The 16,805-nt window shown below is 74.1% G+C and carries 15 protein-coding genes; 5 read left to right on the top strand and 10 right to left on the bottom strand.

The genetic code is table 11. The features are described 5' to 3' along the window. Positions 1 to 46: 46 nt before the first annotated feature. A complete protein-coding gene (locus AC0680_RS16915; protein ID WP_478629097.1) occupies positions 47 to 655 on the bottom strand; it encodes a type III secretion system chaperone family protein in 609 nt (202 codons plus the stop codon). Beyond that, positions 648 to 2,015, bottom strand: a complete 1,368-nt coding sequence (gene mshA, locus AC0680_RS16910; RefSeq protein ID WP_478629094.1) for a D-inositol-3-phosphate glycosyltransferase — start codon at positions 2,013 to 2,015, stop codon at positions 648 to 650. The genes AC0680_RS16915 and mshA overlap by 8 nt, the downstream gene beginning before the upstream one ends. A gap of 179 nt (positions 2,016 to 2,194) precedes the next feature. On the opposite strand from mshA, the gene AC0680_RS16905 reads away from it, so the two are divergent. Further along, a complete protein-coding gene (locus AC0680_RS16905) occupies positions 2,195 to 3,040 on the top strand; it encodes a class I SAM-dependent methyltransferase (RefSeq protein WP_478629299.1) in 846 nt (281 codons plus the stop codon). 28 nt (positions 3,041 to 3,068) lie between these two features. Here AC0680_RS16905 and AC0680_RS16900 read toward each other — a convergent pair whose 3' ends face one another. Beyond that, positions 3,069 to 3,959 (bottom strand): helix-turn-helix transcriptional regulator, encoded by an 891-nt coding sequence (locus AC0680_RS16900; protein WP_478629091.1) that lies wholly within the window; start codon positions 3,957 to 3,959, stop codon positions 3,069 to 3,071. Between the two features lie 145 nt (positions 3,960 to 4,104). Between AC0680_RS16900 and AC0680_RS16895 the strand changes: the two genes are divergently transcribed. Next, positions 4,105 to 5,112: an aldo/keto reductase gene (locus AC0680_RS16895; protein WP_478629088.1), complete on the top strand. Its 1,008-nt coding sequence runs from the start codon at positions 4,105 to 4,107 to the stop codon at positions 5,110 to 5,112. A 65-nt stretch (positions 5,113 to 5,177) separates the two neighbouring features. Here the strand turns inward: AC0680_RS16895 and def are convergent, their stop codons facing one another. Then, the gene (gene def / locus AC0680_RS16890; protein ID WP_478629087.1) at positions 5,178 to 5,840 is read right to left on the bottom strand and encodes a peptide deformylase; all 663 of its coding nucleotides are present in this window, start codon (positions 5,838 to 5,840) and stop codon (positions 5,178 to 5,180) included. Positions 5,841 to 5,955: 115 nt separating this feature from the next. Here def and AC0680_RS16885 point away from each other — a divergent pair, with 115 nt between their 5' ends. Further along, on the top strand, positions 5,956 to 6,534 hold the full coding sequence (locus AC0680_RS16885; protein ID WP_478629085.1) for a helix-turn-helix domain-containing protein: 579 nt from the start codon (positions 5,956 to 5,958) through the stop codon (positions 6,532 to 6,534). 51 nt (positions 6,535 to 6,585) lie between these two features. Here AC0680_RS16885 and AC0680_RS16880 read toward each other — a convergent pair whose 3' ends face one another. The 5 genes from AC0680_RS16880 to AC0680_RS16860 form a co-directional block, all read right to left on the bottom strand. Continuing rightward, positions 6,586 to 7,005 carry an NUDIX hydrolase gene (locus AC0680_RS16880; RefSeq protein ID WP_478629084.1) on the bottom strand — a complete coding sequence of 140 codons (420 nt, stop codon included), beginning with the start codon at positions 7,003 to 7,005 and terminating at the stop codon, positions 6,586 to 6,588. A gap of 12 nt (positions 7,006 to 7,017) precedes the next feature. After that, positions 7,018 to 8,265 carry a CHAD domain-containing protein gene (locus AC0680_RS16875; protein WP_478629082.1) on the bottom strand — a complete coding sequence of 416 codons (1,248 nt, stop codon included), beginning with the start codon at positions 8,263 to 8,265 and terminating at the stop codon, positions 7,018 to 7,020. Beyond that, positions 8,249 to 10,531, bottom strand: a complete 2,283-nt coding sequence (locus tag AC0680_RS16870) for an RNA degradosome polyphosphate kinase (protein ID WP_478629079.1) — start codon at positions 10,529 to 10,531, stop codon at positions 8,249 to 8,251. The genes AC0680_RS16875 and AC0680_RS16870 overlap by 17 nt, the downstream gene beginning before the upstream one ends. 322 nt (positions 10,532 to 10,853) lie before the next feature. Continuing rightward, positions 10,854 to 11,936, bottom strand: coding sequence for an ABC transporter permease (locus AC0680_RS16865; RefSeq protein WP_478629077.1), 1,083 nt, complete (start codon positions 11,934 to 11,936; stop codon positions 10,854 to 10,856). Further along, on the bottom strand, positions 11,933 to 13,027 hold the full coding sequence (locus AC0680_RS16860; protein ID WP_478629075.1) for an ATP-binding cassette domain-containing protein: 1,095 nt from the start codon (positions 13,025 to 13,027) through the stop codon (positions 11,933 to 11,935). Before AC0680_RS16860 ends, AC0680_RS16865 begins: the two co-directional genes overlap by 4 nt. A 104-nt stretch (positions 13,028 to 13,131) precedes the next feature. Here AC0680_RS16860 and AC0680_RS16855 point away from each other — a divergent pair, with 104 nt between their 5' ends. Further along, complete coding sequence (locus tag AC0680_RS16855; RefSeq protein WP_478629074.1) at positions 13,132 to 13,731, top strand: GNAT family N-acetyltransferase; 600 nt, start codon at positions 13,132 to 13,134, stop codon at positions 13,729 to 13,731. A gap of 68 nt (positions 13,732 to 13,799) precedes the next feature. Here AC0680_RS16855 and mshD read toward each other — a convergent pair whose 3' ends face one another. Next, a complete protein-coding gene (mshD, locus tag AC0680_RS16850; protein ID WP_478629297.1) occupies positions 13,800 to 14,717 on the bottom strand; it encodes a mycothiol synthase in 918 nt (305 codons plus the stop codon). 175 nt (positions 14,718 to 14,892) lie between these two features. On the opposite strand from mshD, the gene AC0680_RS16845 reads away from it, so the two are divergent. Continuing rightward, a complete protein-coding gene (locus AC0680_RS16845; protein ID WP_478629072.1) occupies positions 14,893 to 16,704 on the top strand; it encodes a bifunctional metallophosphatase/5'-nucleotidase in 1,812 nt (603 codons plus the stop codon). The last annotated feature ends 101 nt before the right edge of the window (positions 16,705 to 16,805 follow it).

The raw sequence follows: 16,805 nt of genomic DNA, 5'->3' as shown, positions 1-16,805 counted from the left end.
GGGGCAAACCTTGTTGCCGTTTCCGCAACAGGGCCGCCCGGGAGGCTCAGGCTTCGGTTGCCTCAGTGGCCTCGGGGGTGCTCTCCCGCGTCAGATGCGCGAACGCCTCCAGGTTGCGGGTGGACTCGCCGCGGGCGACCCGCCAGGCGTACTCCTTGCGGATGGCGGTGGCGAAGCCCATCTCCAGGAGGGTGTTGAAGCTGCCGTCGGCGTTCTCCAGGACCGTGCCGAGGATGCGGTCGAGCTCGTCGGGGGTGACGGCGGCGAGCGGGAGCTTGCCCACCAGGTAGATGTCGCCGAGCCGGTCGATCGCGTAACTCACGCCGTAGAGGCGGGTGTTGCGTTCCAGCAGCCAGCGGTGCACGGCCTCGTGGTTCTCGTCGGGGTGGCGGACGACGAAGGCGTTGATGGACAGCGAGTGCCGGCCGACGATGAGGGAGCAGGTCGTGGAGAGCTTGCGGGTGCCGGGGAGCTTGACGACGTAGCTGCCGTCGGAGGGGGATTCCCATTCGAGACCGGCGTCCGCCAGAGCCGACTCGATCACCTCGCGCGCCTGTTGTGCCTCTTGCACCGATCCCACCTGCCGCACCCGTCCCGTCTGTTGTGCTTGCCGCGCCGATGCCGCGTCCCGCACCTGCCGTGCGCGGTCAGCCATGCGCCGATCGTAGGTGACGGCGCCTCTCCTGCATCGCCGCGGTGTAGACCTCGCCGGTCGCGGCGGCGGCGGTGTCCCAGCCGAAGGACTGGGCGTGCCCGGCGGCGTCGGCGCCCATGCGGGTGGCCAGGGCGGGGTCGGCGACGAAACGGCGCAGGGCGCGGGCGTAGTCGGCGGGGTCGTGGCCGGCGACGAGGAAGCCGCTGACGCCGTCGCGTACGGCCACCGGCAGGCCGCCGACCGCGGCCGCGACGACCGGGGTGCCGCAGGCCTGGGCCTCGATCGCGACCAGCCCGAAGGACTCGCTGTAGGAGGGCATGACCAGCACGGACGCGGCGCGGTACCAGTCGGCGAGTTGTTCCTGGCCGACCGGGGGCCGGAACTGCACCAGATCCGCGATGCCCAGCCGGGCGGCCAGCTTCTGCAGGCCCTCGGGCTTGGCCAGGCCGCTGCCGCTGGGCCCGCCGACGACGGGCACGACCAGGCGGGAGCGCAGCGAGGGGTCCTCGGCCAGGAGTGCGGCGGCCGCGCGCAGCAGGATGTCGGGGGCCTTCAGGGGCTGTATTCGGCCGGCGAACAGCGGGATGACCGCGTCCTGGGGCAGGCCCAGGCGGGCGCGGGCGGCGGCCCGGCTGCCGGCGACCTCGCCGTCGGGCCGGAAGCGGTCCAGATTGACGCCGGGATGGACGACGGCGACTCTGCCGCGCTCGGCGTCGTAGTGCCGCACCAGCTCGTCCGCCTCCTCGGCGGTGTTGGCTATCAGGCGGTCCGCGGCCCGGACGATCTGCGTCTCGCCGATGACCCGGGCGGCCGGCTCCGGGGTGTCGCCGACGGCCAGCGCGGCGTTCTTGACCTTGGCCATGGTGTGCATGGCGTGCACCAGGGGGACGCCCCAGCGCTCGGCGGCCAGCCAGCCGACGTGGCCGGAGAGCCAGTAGTGCGAGTGGACCAGGTCGTAGTGGCCGGGGCGCTGGCCGGCCCAGGCCCGCATCACCCCGTGGGTGAAGGCGCACAGCTGGGCGGGGAGGTCCTCCTTGGCCAGGCCCTCGTACGGGCCGGCGTCGACGTGCCGTACGAGGACGCCGGGGGCGAGCTCGACGGTGGGCGGGAGGGTGCCGGTGGTGGCGCGGGTGAAGATCTCCACCTCGATGTTGATCGAGGCGAGCTTCCTGGCCAGCTCGACGATGTAGACGTTCATGCCGCCGGCGTCGCCGGTGCCGGGCTGGTGCAGCGGCGAGGTGTGGACGCTGAGCATCGCCACGCGGCGGGGCCGGCGGGGCCCGCCGGGCAGACGCAGTCGTCCCTGGCCCGGGAACGGGCCGTGGGGTCGGCTGCGGAGCCGGGACACGTATTGGCTCACGTCGGGCTACCTCCTAGGCCGGGGCGGGTGGCACGCCTCCGCCCCGGTGCAACAACGGACCTCGGCCATCCCTTCCCGTCCGGCGCCCGGTCTGCGTACTTTGCCAAAGCGTGACCATGGAACGCGGCCGAATACAGCGGTTCGCCGGGCACTCCGTCCTCTCGCATACTCTCGAAGCCATGGTCCGCCGTCCCTCGCCGCCCTCCTTCTTCGCCGCAGCAGCGGTCCCCGCCCCCGCGCGGCCCGTCGGAAACGTCACCCGCGGGACCACCAACCCCAACCGGCTGCGCCGCATGGACCGCTGGATAGCCGCCGAACACGGCGCCGAGCTGCGCCGCAGCCCCGACCCGGTCGCGGTCGACCTCGGCTACGGCGCCGCGCCCTGGACCGCGGTGGAGCTGCTGGGCCGGCTGCGCACGGTCCGGCCGGACGCCCGGGTCGTCGGCGTCGAGATCGATCCGGCGCGGGTCGAGGCCGCCCGGCCCTACGAGAGGCCGGGGCTGGACTTCGTCCACGGCGGCTTCGAGGTGCCGCTGCCGGGCGCCCGGGGGCGGGCGCCGGTGCTGATCCGGGCGGCGAACGTGCTGCGGCAGTACGACGAGGACGAGGTGGCCGCGGTCTGGCGGCGGCTGTGCGCCCGGCTGGCTCCCGGCGGAGTGCTGGTGGAGGGCACCTGCGACGAGATCGGGCGGCGGCACGTGTGGGTGGCGCTGGGCCCCGAAGGGCCCCGCACGGTCACCTTCGCCACCCGGCTCGGCTCCCTCGGCGCCCCCTCCGACCTGGCAGAACGCCTCCCCAAGGCGCTGATCCACCGGAATGTGCCGGGCGAGCCGGTGCACGCCTTCCTGCGGGACTTCGACCGCGCCTGGGCGAGCGCCGCCCCGCTGGGCGCCCTGGGCGCGCGCCAGCGGTGGCTCGCCGCCGTGGCGGCCCTGGCGGCGGACTGGCCGCTGGCCGGCGACCCGCGGCGGCGGCGCCAGGGCGAGGTCACGGTGCGCTGGGAGGCGCTGGCTCCGCGCGGTTAGCGGTGCCGCGGCCGGCGGGCGTCCTCGCTCAGGCCGCCCCCGCCGAGGCCGCTTCGGCCCCTTCCGGGGCGGCGGCCGGACGCGCTGCCAGTTCCCGCAGCCGCCGCTCGGTCAGCGACCCCCGCGGGGCCGTGTACGTCACCAGCGACTGGTCCTCGTCGGTGCTCAGCCGGAAGCTCTCGAAGGTCACCTCGAGCTCGCCGACCTGCGGGTGCAGGATGCGCTTGGTGCCGCGCAGGCACTCGCGCACCGACTGCGTCTCCCAGATCCGCCGGAACTCCGCGCTGTGCGCCAGCAGCTCGTTGACGACCTCGCAGATCCGCGCGTCGTCGGGGTGCCGGCCGCTGTCGGCGCGCAGATTGCCGACCACCTCGACGGCCTTGGCCTCCCAGTCCGGGTGCAGGGCGCGCGCCGCCGGGTGGAGGAAGACCAGCAGGGCGCTGTTGCGGCGGTCCGGCGCGAGCTCCCGCAGGTCGAAGGAGACCCGGCCGCCGAGGGTGTTGAAGGCGAGGATGTCCAGGCCGCGGCCGACGACCATGGCCGGGACGGTGGTGTCCATGGCGTCCAGGAGCTGGCGTACCTCGGGCCGTACGGTCCGGCCGACGGGGCCCGGCGCGCAGCAGTCCGCCGTGCGCCGGCGGGGCGCCGCGACGTTGTGCAGATACCTCACCTCGCCGCCGGACAGCCGCAGCGCCCGCGCGATGGCGTCCAGGACGGCCTCGGAGATGGCCTGCGCACGGCCCTGCTCGATCCGGGTGTAGTAGTCGACGCTGATCCCGGCGAGCTGGGCGACCTCCTCGCGCCGCAGTCCGCGCACCCGCCGGCGGGTGACCCCGCCGGGCAGGCCGAGGTCGGCCGGGTCGAGCGCGGCGCGGCGCGCCTTGAGGAAGGAGCTGATCTCGATTTCCGCGTGCAGCATCCGTCCAGTATGCGACGCACGGCCGGCCGGGTGGTTCCGCCGGACCCAGGCTGCGACGGGCCTGGTCCGCCCGCCGTCGGGGCACCAGGGTGGTCCGCACACCCCTTGGAGGGACGTATCCCGGGGGACGGACAAGGAGTGACGCATGCAGCGCAGGATCCTCGGCGGCACCGGCATCTCGGTCAGCGAGTACGCACTGGGCGCGATGATGCTCGGCGGCTGGGGCAACACCGACCACGACGAGTGCGTGCGCCTGGTGCACCGGGCGCTGGACGCCGGCATCAACTTCGTCGACACCGCGGACGTCTACGCCGCCGGCGAGTCCGAGGAGATCGTCGGCAAGGCGCTCAAGGGCCGCCGCGACGACGTCGTGCTGGCCACCAAGTTCTTCAACTCGATGGGCCCGGACGCCAACCACGGCGGCAATTCCCGCCGGTGGATCGTCCGCGCCGTGGAGGACAGCCTGCGCCGGCTCGGCACCGACCACATCGACCTCTACCAGGTGCACCGCCCCGACCCCACCACCGACATCGACGAGACGCTCGCGGCGCTCTCGGACCTGGTGCGGGCCGGCAAGGTCCGGGCGATCGGCACCTCGACCTTCCCGGCCGAGCAGATCGTCGAGGCCCACTGGGCCGCCGAGCGCCGCGGCCACGTCCGCCCGCGCACCGAGCAGCCGCCGTACTCGATGCTGGCGCGCGGCGCGGAGAACGCGGTGCTGCCGACCGCCCAGCGCTACGGCATGGGCGTGCTGACCTGGGGCCCGCTCAGCGCCGGCTGGCTCTCCGGCCGTGCCCTGTCGGACAGTTCACGGGCCGGCATGGAAACGGGGAAGTTCGACCTCTCGGTGCCGGAGAACGCCCGCAAGGCGGAGGCGGTCGCCGCCCTGTCCGAGGTCGCCGCGGACGCGGGCCTGCCGCTGCCGCACCTGGCGACGGCGTTCGTGCGCAGCCACCCGGCGGTGACCTCCGTCATCATCGGCCCGCGCACCCTCGACCAGCTCGACAGCCTGCTGGAGGGCTCCCAGGTCACCCTGGACGCGGAGATCCTGGACCGGATCGACGCGATCGTCCCGCCCGGCACCGATCTCAACCGGGCGGACAGCTACTACCTGCCGCCGGCCGTCGAGGACGCGTCGCTGCGACGGCGCTGAGCGCACCGGCCCGGTGGCCGGACGACCCGGCCGGCCACCGGGCCCCTGCGGGGAACCGCGGCCCCTCAGCGCCCCAGGGCGGCGGCCTTCTCGGCGCGCCGCGCGAAGACGTCCTCCCGGCGGTCCTCCATCTGCCGCAGCGCGTCCTTGCGGTCCGCCTTGGAGAGCCGGTCGAGATAGGTGTGGCCGATGAGGTGGTCGGTCTCGTGCTGCAGGCACCGGGCGAAGTAGCCCGTCCCCTCGATGACGTGGGGGTTGCCGTCCTTGTCGAACCCGCGGACGACGGCACGATCGGTACGGGGGACCGACATGGTCGCGCCGGGCACGGACAGGCAGCCCTCGGAGTCGTCGATGAGCCGGCGGCTGCCCGGGTCGGGCAGTTCCAGCACCGGGTTGATGAGGTGACCGACGTGCCGGACGCCCTCGTCGTCCGGGCAGTCGTAGACGAACAGCCGCAGGTCGACGCCCACTTGGTTGGCGGCCAGGCCGGCACCGGTGGCCACGTGCATCGTCACGAACATGTCGTCGATCAGCGCCGACAGCTCCGGCGTCCCGAACTCGGTCACCTCCCGGCACGGGCGGCCGAGGACCTCCTCGCCGACCACCGTGACACGGCGCACCGAGCCCCGCTCCGCCTCCGGCGGCAGCGCCGGGTAGGAGTCGACGGGGCGGCCCTGCAGACGGACCCGCCGGTCGACGGGACGGGACCGCTCACGACGAAAAGGCATAGCTGTCTCCCCTATTACACGCATACCGCAGCGGCCGCGGAGGTCACCGCGGCCCGATACCTTCAGCCCGACCCAGTGCTTGCCAAGCCCTTTGCAAAGTAGCAGAATTTGCAAAGTGACTGAAGACGACCTCACCACTCCGGACGGCCGGACCGGCGGCACGGGCGAGGGATTGCGCGAGCACGAGGTCCGCGCGGCACTGCTGGACCTGCTCGCCGAAGTCGGCACCGTCACGGCGACCGAAGCCGCCTCCCGGCTGGGCTACAGCTCCGGCCTGTGCTCCTTCCACCTGCGCCAGCTCGCCCGCCACGGATACCTCGAGGAGGCCCCGCGCAGCGGGGGCCGCGCCCGCCCCTGGCGCCTGCGGCGGCCCACCCCCGCCGCCGACGTCCCCACCAAGGACCAGTTCGGCGACCTGGCCCGCGGGCTGGAGGACGAGAGCTGGCAGCGGTGGCTGACACAGCGGGACGCGGCGCCGCCCGAGTGGCGCCACGACGAAGCCTTCAGCGCCGTCGCCTACCTGACCCCCGAGGAGATGAGCCGGGTCGCGGAGACGATCCGACGGGCGCTCGCCCCCTACCGCGACCGCGAACAACGCCCCCTGGCCCGCCCCGACGACGCCCTCCCGGTGGCCCTGATCACCCGGCTGTTCCCGCTGCTTCCCCACGCACGGGGCGAGGAGGACGGGGCCTGAGGCGTCGCCGGGGCCGCGCATGCGCGCAAGGAGACGCCGGACCCCGCGGACTCAGGCCAGGTGCAAGGACGCCAACAGCGCGTCCACCAGGGGCCGGTCGCGTTCGTGGGTGAGGCGGTCGCGGGCCTCGGTGGGTGGGAGCCAGACCAGGCGGTCGACCTCGGCGTTGGGGGTGAAGGCCCCGGCGACGGCCTCGGCGGCCCAGTAGCGGACCTGCTTGGGGCGGCTGCCGGCGAGGTAGCTGGTGGTCGGCAGCGGGGCGCCGAGGCGGCAGTCCATCCCCGTCTCCTCCGCCACTTCGCGCACCGCGCCGGCCAGCGCGTTCTCGCCGCGCTTGAGCTTGCCCTTGGGGTGCGACCAGTCGTCGTACTTGGGGCGGTGGACGAGGCCGATCTCCAGCCCGTCCTCGGACGCCGCGCGGCGCCACAGTACGCAGCCGGCGGCGCGCACCGGCTTCTGAGGGACGGTCACCTCCCCACCCCCTCAGCCCCTGGGCGCCCTGGACAGCCACACCCGGCCGAACGCGAACCGGGCGGCCTCCACCTGATGGCGCTGATCGGCGTGCAGCACCCCCAGGGCGTAGGCCGTGGCGGGGGCGATGCGGGGGGTGCGGGCCGCGGCGGCGGCAGCGGCGGCGGCCTCCGCGGCGTCGCGGTGGCGCTCCAGCGCCCGGGCGGCCTCCAGGAGCCGGGGATCGGCGCGCTCCGGCGCGAGCACCTCCTGGGCGTAACGGCTCAGCCGCACCAGCAGCCGGACCTGGTGCCAGGGCGTGTCCTGGCGGTGGTCGACGGTCAGCGCCTCGGCGTTGTACGGGTACCCGGCACGCGACAGCGGCAGCGCCGCGACCGCCTCGGTCAGCCGCCGGTGCGCCTGCTCGGCGAGCGGCGGCAGCGCCTCGGCGGCCGGCAGCTCCGCGGCCGTACGGGCCAGCGGCGCCTCGGAGGCGAGCACCGCGACGGAGTCGGCGACGGCGTGGAAGCGGGAGGAGCCCAGCGCCTGCAGCGCGGCGGAGTGGGCGCGGGTGCGGGCGAGGGTGAGCTGGCGGTCCAGCAGCGCCCCGGCCCGCGCGGCGCCGGCCGACAGCGCGGCGTCGGGATCCGCCTCGGAGGAGGGGGCGGCGGCCGCCGGCTCCGGGGAGGTGCCGGACGACGCGGCAGGTGCGGGGCGTTGTCCGGCGGCCGTCCGGTCGGTGCGCCTGCCGCGTTCGCCCCGGGGGCCCCGTTCGCCGCGTGCGGGCCGCTCGGGCCGTTCCCCCCGGCCCGTCAGCCGCTGCAGCGCCGCCATCAGCCGCTCGCGGCGGGCCTCGCAGGCCTGCTCGCGGGCGAGGGTGCCGGACAACCAGCCCAGTTCGGCCAGGAGTTGGTCGGCCCAGGCCTCCTCGGTCAGCGGCCGGAAGGTGTGCAGGGTGGCGCTGATCCGGCGGGCGGCGCGGCGCAGCTGGCGGGCGGCCTCGCCGGCGCCCTCGGCGTCCGGGCCGCTCTCGCGGTGCAGCCGCAGACTGCGCAGGAACTCCGCGGACTGCCGGTGCAGATAGCCGGCGAGCACCTCCTCGGCGGTCCCGTCCGGGCCGGTGCCGAGGGCGGAGTCGGCGCCGGGGGCGGTACCGCAGGCGTCGGCGCCGTACGGCCCGTCCACCACCGCGGCACGGGCTCCGGGCGCCCCGCCGGGCTCGTATCCGGCACCGAGGAGACCTGCCGGCCCCCCGATCGGCTGGTCATGTCGCTGGGCCACGCCGGCGCCTCCGGGCGTCGATGAGCATTTCCTGTACGTTGCGCAGCGGCGCGCCGTCCGCGTCCACCGCGCGCCGGTTCCAGTCGCCGTCCGGGCCCAGGTGCCAGGAGGACGTGGAGTCCGCCGTCCCGGTCTCCAGCAGCCGGTTGAGGGAGGCGCGGTGGGCCGGGTCGGCCACCCGCACCAGTGCCTCGATCCGCCGGTCCAGGTTCCGGTGCATCATGTCGGCGCTGCCCAGCCACACCTCGGGCTCGCCGCCGTTGCCGAAGACGAAGACCCGGGAGTGCTCCAGGAAGCGGCCGAGGATGCTGCGGACGCGGATGTTCTCGCTCAGGCCGGTGACCCCCGGGCGCAGCGCGCAGATGCCGCGCACCCAGATGTCGACCGGTACGCCCGCCTGCGAGGCACGGTAGAGGGCGTCGATGACGGCCTCGTCGACCATCGAGTTGACCTTGATGCGGACGTAGGCGGGGCGGCCCGCGCGGTGGTGCGCGGCCTCCTTGTTGATGCGCTGGACCAGGCCGTCCCGCAGGGACTTGGGGGCGACCAGGAGCCGGCGGTAGGTCTCGCGGCGGGAGTAGCCGGAGAGCCGGTTGAAGAGGTCGGAGAGGTCCGCGCCGACCTGCGGGTCGGCGGTCAGCAGGCCGAGGTCCTCGTACAGCCGGGCCGTCTTGGGGTGGTAGTTGCCGGTCCCCACATGGGAGTAGCGGCGCAGCATCTCGCCTTCCTGGCGGACGACCAGGGAGAGCTTGCAGTGGGTCTTGAGGCCGACCAGGCCGTAGACGACATGGCAGCCGGCCTCCTCCAGCTTCCGCGCCCACTTGATGTTGGCCTGCTCGTCGAACCGGGCCTTGATCTCGACCAGGACCAGGACCTGCTTGCCGGACTCGGCGGCGTCTATCAGGGCGTCGACGATCGGCGAGTCCCCGGAGGTGCGGTAGAGCGTCTGCTTGATCGCCAGGACGTCGGGGTCGGCGGCGGCCTGCTCCAGGAAGGACTGCACGGAGGTGGAGAAGGAGTCGTAGGGGTGGTGCAGCAGGACGTCGCGCACGCGCAGGGCCGCGAAGATGTCGGGGGCCGAGGCGGACTCCACCTCGGCGAGGTCGCGGTGGGTGCCGGCGACGAACTTGGGGTACTTCAGCTCGGGCCGGTCCAGCGCTCCTATCCCGAACAGTCCGGTCAGGTCCAGCGGGCCGGGAAGCGGGTAGACCTCGGCGTCGGAGATCTTCAGTTCCTGGACCAGCAGGTCGAGCACGGCCGGGTCGATGGACTCCTCGACCTCCAGGCGGACCGGCGGCCCGAAGCGCCGCCGCATCAGCTCCTTCTCCAGCGCCTGGAGGAGGTTCTCCGCGTCGTCCTCCTCCACCTCCAGGTCCTCGTTGCGGGTGACCCGGAACATGTGGTGCGCGCGCACCTCCATGCCCGGGAACAGCTCCTCCAGGTGGGCGGCGATGACGTCCTCGATGGGGACGTAGCGCTGCGGGGAGGCCTCCAGGAAGCGGGAGAGCAGCGGCGGCACCTTGACCCGCGCGAAGTGGTCGTGGCCGCTGACGGGGTTGCGCACGACGACGGCGAGGTTCAGCGAGAGGCCGGAGATGTAGGGGAAGGGGTGCGCGGGGTCCACCGCCAGTGGGGTGAGCACCGGGAAGATCTGCTGGCGGAAGAGGGTGAACAGGCGGGCCTGCTCCTTCTCGGTCAGCTCCGGCCAGCGGATCAGATGGATGCCCTGCTCGGCGAGCTCGGGGGCGATGTCCTGCTGGTAGCAGGCGGCGTGCCGGGCCATGAGCTCGCGCGAGCGGGTCCAGATCTGCTCCAGCACCTCGCGGGGCTGCAGGCCCGACGCGGAGCGGGTGGCCACGCCCGTGGCTATCCGCCGCTTGAGCCCGGCGACGCGGACCATGAAGAACTCGTCGAGGTTGCTGGCGAAGATCGCCAGGAAGTTAGCCCGTTCGAGGAGGGGGGTGGCCGGGTCCTCGGCCAGTTCGAGCACCCGCTCGTTGAACGCCAGCCAGCTGCGCTCGCGGTCCAGGAAGCGGCCGCTCGGCAGCTCCTCGCCGTCCGCGCCCACCACGCCCTGGTCCTCGTACGCGTCCGGATCGGCGTCCAGGTCCGGTTCCAGGCCCGGCACCGTCCCGCGGACCGCGTTCGGGCGGTGCGCGGCGATGGAGCCCACGGACGGCTGGGCCGAGGGGGCCGGCGCCTGCGGGGGCTTCGTGGTCGGCATCTCGGGCTGGACCTGGGCCTGAGCGCTGGGCTGCTGGTTCATGGCCTTATTCTTCCGCGTCCCCGGGGTTCCAGGCGCGTCAGGAGGAGGCGGCGCGAGACGGAGCCTCGGGTTGGGGACGTTCGGCACAGCGGGCTGCATTCAGCGATGCTCGCAAGCAACATTGAATCACTGGTAACGCGGATATGGCGGACAGGCAATCGGGGTGCCACGGGCGGGGGCGGGCACCGGCCCGGGTGCCGCCTCCCGGTGCCTTCCCGCGCCCCTCGGGGACGCCAAGATAGCGGCCGTGCCGCCGGGACGGGAGGTGGCCGGCGGGCGCCTCGGCCGTGCCGCCGGGGCGGGAGGCCCCGGCCCGCGGGCTTCAGCCGTACCGGCGGCGCATCACCCGGAAGGCGAGCGCGGTCAGGGCCGCCGCCAGCGCCAGCACCAGGCCGGCCTCGATCCACGCCAGCGGCCAGTGGTGCCCCACCGGATGCTGGTCCAGGAACCGGCCGGTCACCTCGTGCTCGCGCAGGCAGCCGGCATGGTCGCCGTCGGGCCGGCATCCCATGTCCTCCGCGGTCAGCCGGGCGCCGGAGCGGGTGGTGTACCCCTCCCGCAGGACCCAGCTGTCGTCCGGCGCCCGAACCGCCGCGTCACGCCCGAACGAGGTCGTGGTGATCGGCATCAGATACGGCCTGAGCAGCGTGAACGCGGACTGCAGCACGATCATGGCGGCCAGCGTGAGGGCCATCGACGCGACCGTACGGCGCAGCAGCAGGCCGGCCAGCGTCCCGGCCGCCAGGCCCAGCAGGGCGTAGGCGACGGGTATCGGGCCGAGCGAGTCGAAGCCGAGGGTGGAGTACCAGTAGGAGCCGGAGACCTCGTCGCCGCCGACCTGCCAGAGCCAGGCGAAGACCGCCGAGAGCCCCGAGGTCGCGGTGAGCACGACCAGCGCGGGCACCGCGAGCTTCGCCGCGAGCCAGCGCAGCGGGCCGACCGACTGGGTCAGTACGAGCTGGTGGGTGCCGGCCTCCAGCTCACGGGCGATCAGCGGCGCGCCGAGGAACACACCGATCAGCACGGGCAGCAGCATCAGCCCCAGCTCGGCGAGCCGGAGCGACGGGTGGTAGGCCGCGCGGAAGGCGCCGACCGCCTCCTGGGTGCCCTCGCAGCCCGGGACCAGGGAGATCAGCGAGCAGCCCGCGATCTGGTGGGCGTCGATGAACCCGGCCATCCGGCCGCGCAGCACCGCGCCCCAGACCGCGGCGGCGGCCGCTCCGGCGAGAGTCACGCCCAGGACCAGGCGGTGCTGCCGCCAGACCAGCCAGGGCAGGCCGCGCAGTGGGGCGATCCCGCCCGCCGTCCGGCGCCCGGCCGGATCGCCCGGCGCGTCGCCGCGGCCGGCGCCGCCCGCGCCGGGCCCGTTCCCGCCTGCCGTGAGGTGTGCCGTGGTGCCGGTCATGCCGCCGCTCCCTTGCCGCTGTGATGGTCGTGGCCGATGCGTGGTGCGCCGCCCGGCGGGCCGGGCCGGCCGGGTGCCGCGTTGCGCGGCATGCCCGGGATGCCGGGCCGGTGCCCGGTCGTGCCGCCGGGGAGGCGGCGCGGCCGCGCGGCGGCCGGCTCCCCGCCCGGCGCGCCCGGCGCGGGCGGGTCGGGGGCCCGCAGATAGCCGAGCAGCAGCTCCTCGACGGACGGCTCCGCCACCTCCCACGGCCCGGGGGCGATCGTGCCCTCGGGCCGTACGACCGCGGTGAAGTGACGCCCCGACAGCTGCGCGTCGACGACCGGGTGGGCGGCGATCTGAGGCGGCAGCCCCTCGCCCCGGCGCTCCCCCATCACCAGGGCGTGCGCCCCGACGACGTCCGCGGCCGCGCCCGCGAGCCGGACCCGGCCACCGCCCAGCACCAGCAAGTGGTCGCAGACCCCGTCCAGTTCGGCGAGCGGAGGCGAGGTCAGCACCACGGTCGTGCCGTACTCGGCGGTCTGGGCCAGCAGCAGCGCGGCGACCTGGTGCCGTACGAGCGGGTCGGCGTGCGCCGGCAGGTCGTCCAGCAGCAGGACTTCGGGCTGCCGGGCGAGGGCGAGGGTGAGCGCGAGGCGGACGCCCTGTCCGGCGGAGAGGGCGCCGACGCGGGCGTCCGGGGGAAGGCGGCCGGCCCGCGCGATCCGCTCGGCGCGCTGCTCGCTCCAGTGCCCCGGGGCGAGCTCGCGGCCCAGCCGCAGCGTCTCGGCGACCGTCAACCGGGGGTGGAGCGGCCCGCCTTGGGCCACCCACGCGACCTTGGCGCGGCCGGCCGGGCCGGACCCGCTCGCGCCGCCGATCCGCACCGCGCCCTCGGTGGGGCGGACCAGCCCGGAAGCGAGCGAGAGCAGGGTGGTCTTGCCGGAGCCGGGCGGCCCGACCAGTGCGCAGATGCGGCCGGCCGGCAGCCGGAAGGTGCAGTCGCGCAGCGCCCAGCGGCGGCGGTGGCGCCTGCCGAGGCCGATCGCCTCGACGGCGGTGCGGCCCGTGCTGCGGCCGGTCGCCTCGTGGTCCACCGGCCGGATCGCCATCCCCCGAGCCCCCTGCCCCATCCCCGCCCCATTCCACTAATGAAGTAGTGGAAGCGTGCGGGAAGTGGGCTGCACCTGTCAACCTCGCCGCCTACGCTGACCGCGTGCCCATACCTTCGAACCCCCCCACGCCGCCGCTGCCGTACACCCCCGACTACCCGATCCGCACCGCGCGACTGGATCTGCGCCCCGTCACCGCCGACGACTTCGCCGCGATCCACGCCTACCAACGGCGCCCCGAGGTCTGCCGGTACCTCTACTGGGGCCCCCTCGACGAGGCCGGGTCCCGGGAGTCCGTCGCCACCAAGTCCGCCCGCACCACGCTGCGCGACTCCGGCGACATCCTCCAGCTCGCCGCCGTCGTCCGCGAGAGCGGCACCCTGGTCGGCGACGTCAGCTTCGTCTGGACCAGCCGCGAGCACCGCCAGGGCGGCATCGGCTATGTCTTCAACCCCGACCACTCCGGGCGGGGTTACGCCACCGAGGCCAGCCGGGCGCTGCTGAAGCTGGGTTTCGAGGAGCTGGGACTGCACCGCGTCCAGGCCGAGTTGGACGGCCGCAACACCGCCTCGGCCCGGGTACTGGAACGGCTGGGGATGCGCCGCGAGGGCCATCTGCGGGAGAACGAGTTCCTCGACGGCGTATGGACCGACGAGGTGGTCTACGCGATGCTGGCGCGCGAGTGGCGGGCCCAGCGGGGCTGAGGGCGTCGAACGACGAGCGGGGCGGGCCCTCGTGGCCCGCCCCGCCGTCTCTCACGCCTGCGTGCCCCTCACGTCTCCGAGCGGTACATCAGATCCGTCTCGTGCGTGACGAACCCCATCCGCTCGTACACCGACACCGCCGCCACGTTGTCCGCGTCGACGTACAGCATCGCCGTCGGCAGCCCCTGCCCCGCCAGGTGCCGCAGCCCGACCGAGGTCAGCGCCTTGCCCAGGCCGCCGCCCTGGGACCCCGGCCGCACCCCGAGCACATAGACCTCGCCGAGGCCCTCGTCGGCGTGCACCTTGGTCCAGTGGAAGCCGACCAGCCGGCCGCCCTGCTCCGCCAGGAAGAAGCCCTTCGGGTCGAACCACGCCTCGCCCTTGCGGTCGTCCAGGTCGCGCTGGGTCAGCGAGCCCTGCTCCGGGTGGTGCGCGAACGCCTCCGCGTTCACCTCCAGCCAGGCCGCGTCGTCCGTGCCCGGCTGGAACGTCCGCACCGACACCCCCTCGGGGAGCACCGGCTCGGCCAGCTCCAGATCCGCCAGCGAGCGCCGCATCTGCCGCAGCTCCCGGAACATCGTCAGCCCCAGCGTCTGGGCCAGGTGCCGGGCGGCCGGATGCCCGCCGTGGGCCCAGACCCGCAGCCGGCGCCCGGACTGCTCCAGCAGCTCGCCGCCCAGCGCCCGGCCGTGCCCGCGGCCGCGGAACCCGGGGTGCACCACCAGTTCGGCGGCCGGCGCCTCCACCGGGTCGGTGTCCTCCAGCTGCCCGTACGCGACCAGTTCCTCGGCCTCGTCCCCGCGCGCGTACACCAGCACATGCCGCACGCCCTCGCGCGGGCCGCCCCGCAGCTGCAGCCGTCCCTGCTCGGACACGGCGGGCTGCCCGTCCGTGCGCGCGGCCCGCTCGATCAGCTCGAGGACGGCCGCCGCCCCTTCCGGCGCGAGCTCGTCGACCACCTGGATCCGGCGGCCGGTCCGTCCCATCTCCTGTGCAGCGTCAGTCATGTCTGAAGCGTACGTCTCGGCCGGGGCCCCGCAGGGGCGCCACCCACTCTCCCGCCGCTCCCCGGCAATCAGGCCGTAACCCGGCACCCCCTGTTGCGCTACGCGCGTCAACCGTATGCTGCCGTCCGCTCAGGTACATCCAGGAGGGGAATCCATGCCAGCGACACCGCAACGGCGCCGCACCGTACGCAGATTGACGATCGGCGCCGCCGCCCTGGCCGCCGCGGCGGGCCTCGCCGCCACCGCCCTGCCGGCCGGCGCCGACACCGGCCCGGCGGAGCGCTCCGGCCGCACCGTCGACGTACAGCTGCTCTCCTTCAACGACTTCCACGGCAACCTCGAACCGCCGCAGGGCTCCTCCGGCACGGTCGAGGAGCTCCAGCCGGACGGCACCAAGAAGGCCGTCCCGGCCGGCGGCGTCGAGTACCTGGCCCAGTCCCTGCGGACGGCCCGCAAGGGCCACCCCTACTCGGTCACCGCGGCGGCCGGTGACATGGTCGGCGCCAGCCCGCTGCTGTCCGGGCTGTTCCACGACGAACCGACCATCGAGGCCATGAACAAGCTGGGCCTGGACGTCACCTCCGTCGGCAACCACGAATTCGACGAGGGCCGCACGGAGTTGACCCGCCTGCAGAAGGGCGGCTGCCACCCGAAGGACGGCTGCTACGAGGACGGCGAGAAGTTCCAGGGCGCGGGCTTCCCGTACCTGACCGCCAACGTCACCGACGAGACGACCGGCAAGCCGCTGCTCAAGCCGTACACCGTCTGGCAGCGCAAGGGCGTCAAGATCGGCTTCATCGGGGTGACGCTGGAGGGCACCCCCGACATCGTCAACGCCGAGGGCATCAAGGGCCTGAAGTTCCACGACGAGGTGGAAACGATCAACAAGTACGCCAAGGTGCTGAACAAGCAGGGCGTCAAGGCGATCGTGGCCCTCATCCACGAAGGCGGCATGCCCGCCTCCACCTCCTACAACTACAAGTGCGACAGCCCCGGCCCCGGCGACGGCATCTCCGGCCCGATCACCGAGATCGCCAAGCACGTCACCCCCAAGGTCGACGCCCTGGTCACCGGCCACACCCACCAGGCCTACGCCTGCACGATCCCCGACCCCTCCGGCCGGCCGCGCACCGTCACCTCCGCCGCGTCCTACGGCAAGCTCTACACCGACACCACACTGACGTACGACCGCCGCACCGGCGACATCGTGCGCACCAGCGTCAAGGCCCCCGGCGCGGTCAACCACGTCGTGGACCGCACCCAGCCCAAGGCCGCGGACATGACGTCCCTGATCGCCCGCTGGAACAAGCTGGCCGCCCCGGTCGCGGGCCGGCCGGTGGGCCACATCTCCGCCGACATAGCCGGCCGCGGCGCGAACGCCCCCGAGTCCCCGCTCGGCGACGTCATCGCCGACGCCCAGCTCGAAGCCACCAAGGCGGCCGACAAGGGCGGCGCCCAGCTCGCCCTGATGAACCCCGGCGGCATCCGCTCCGACCTCGCCTTCAAGGCGGCCGGCTCGGAGGGCGACGGCGTCGTCACCTACGGCGAGGCGTTCACCGTCCAGCCCTTCACCAACATGACGAACGTCGTCGACCTCACCGGCGCCCAGCTGCTGACCGCCCTCCAGCAGCAGGTCAGCGGCCCCAACGAGGCCTCCCCCAAGATCCTCCAGGTCTCCGACGGCCTGACCTACACCCTGGACATGACCAAGACGGGCGCCGACCGCGTCGTCAAGGACTCCATCAAGCTGAACGGGGCCGCCCTCGACCCCGCCAAGACCTACCGCGTCGCCATGAACGAGTTCCTGGCCGGCGGCGGCGACGGCTTCCCCGCCTTCAAGGACGGCCGGAACAAGTACGTCGGCCCCTCCGACCTCGACGCCTTCACCGGCTACCTGACCGCCCACTCCTCGGCACAGCAGCCCCTCACCCCGCCCAAGGCGGACCGGATCACCGTGGTGAAGTAGCCGTCGGCGGCGGCCCGCAGTAGCTCCACGGGGCTTCCTGTCGTTATCCGGCCGAGCACCTCGCTCGGCCGGTCCCACGAGAGGAAGCCCCTTTGCGTTCC

The sequence above is a fragment of the Streptomyces sp. NPDC043738 genome (assembly GCF_056436545.1).
The sequence above is the reverse complement of the archived record's forward strand: the minus strand, read 5'-3'. Positions and strand labels throughout refer to the sequence as shown.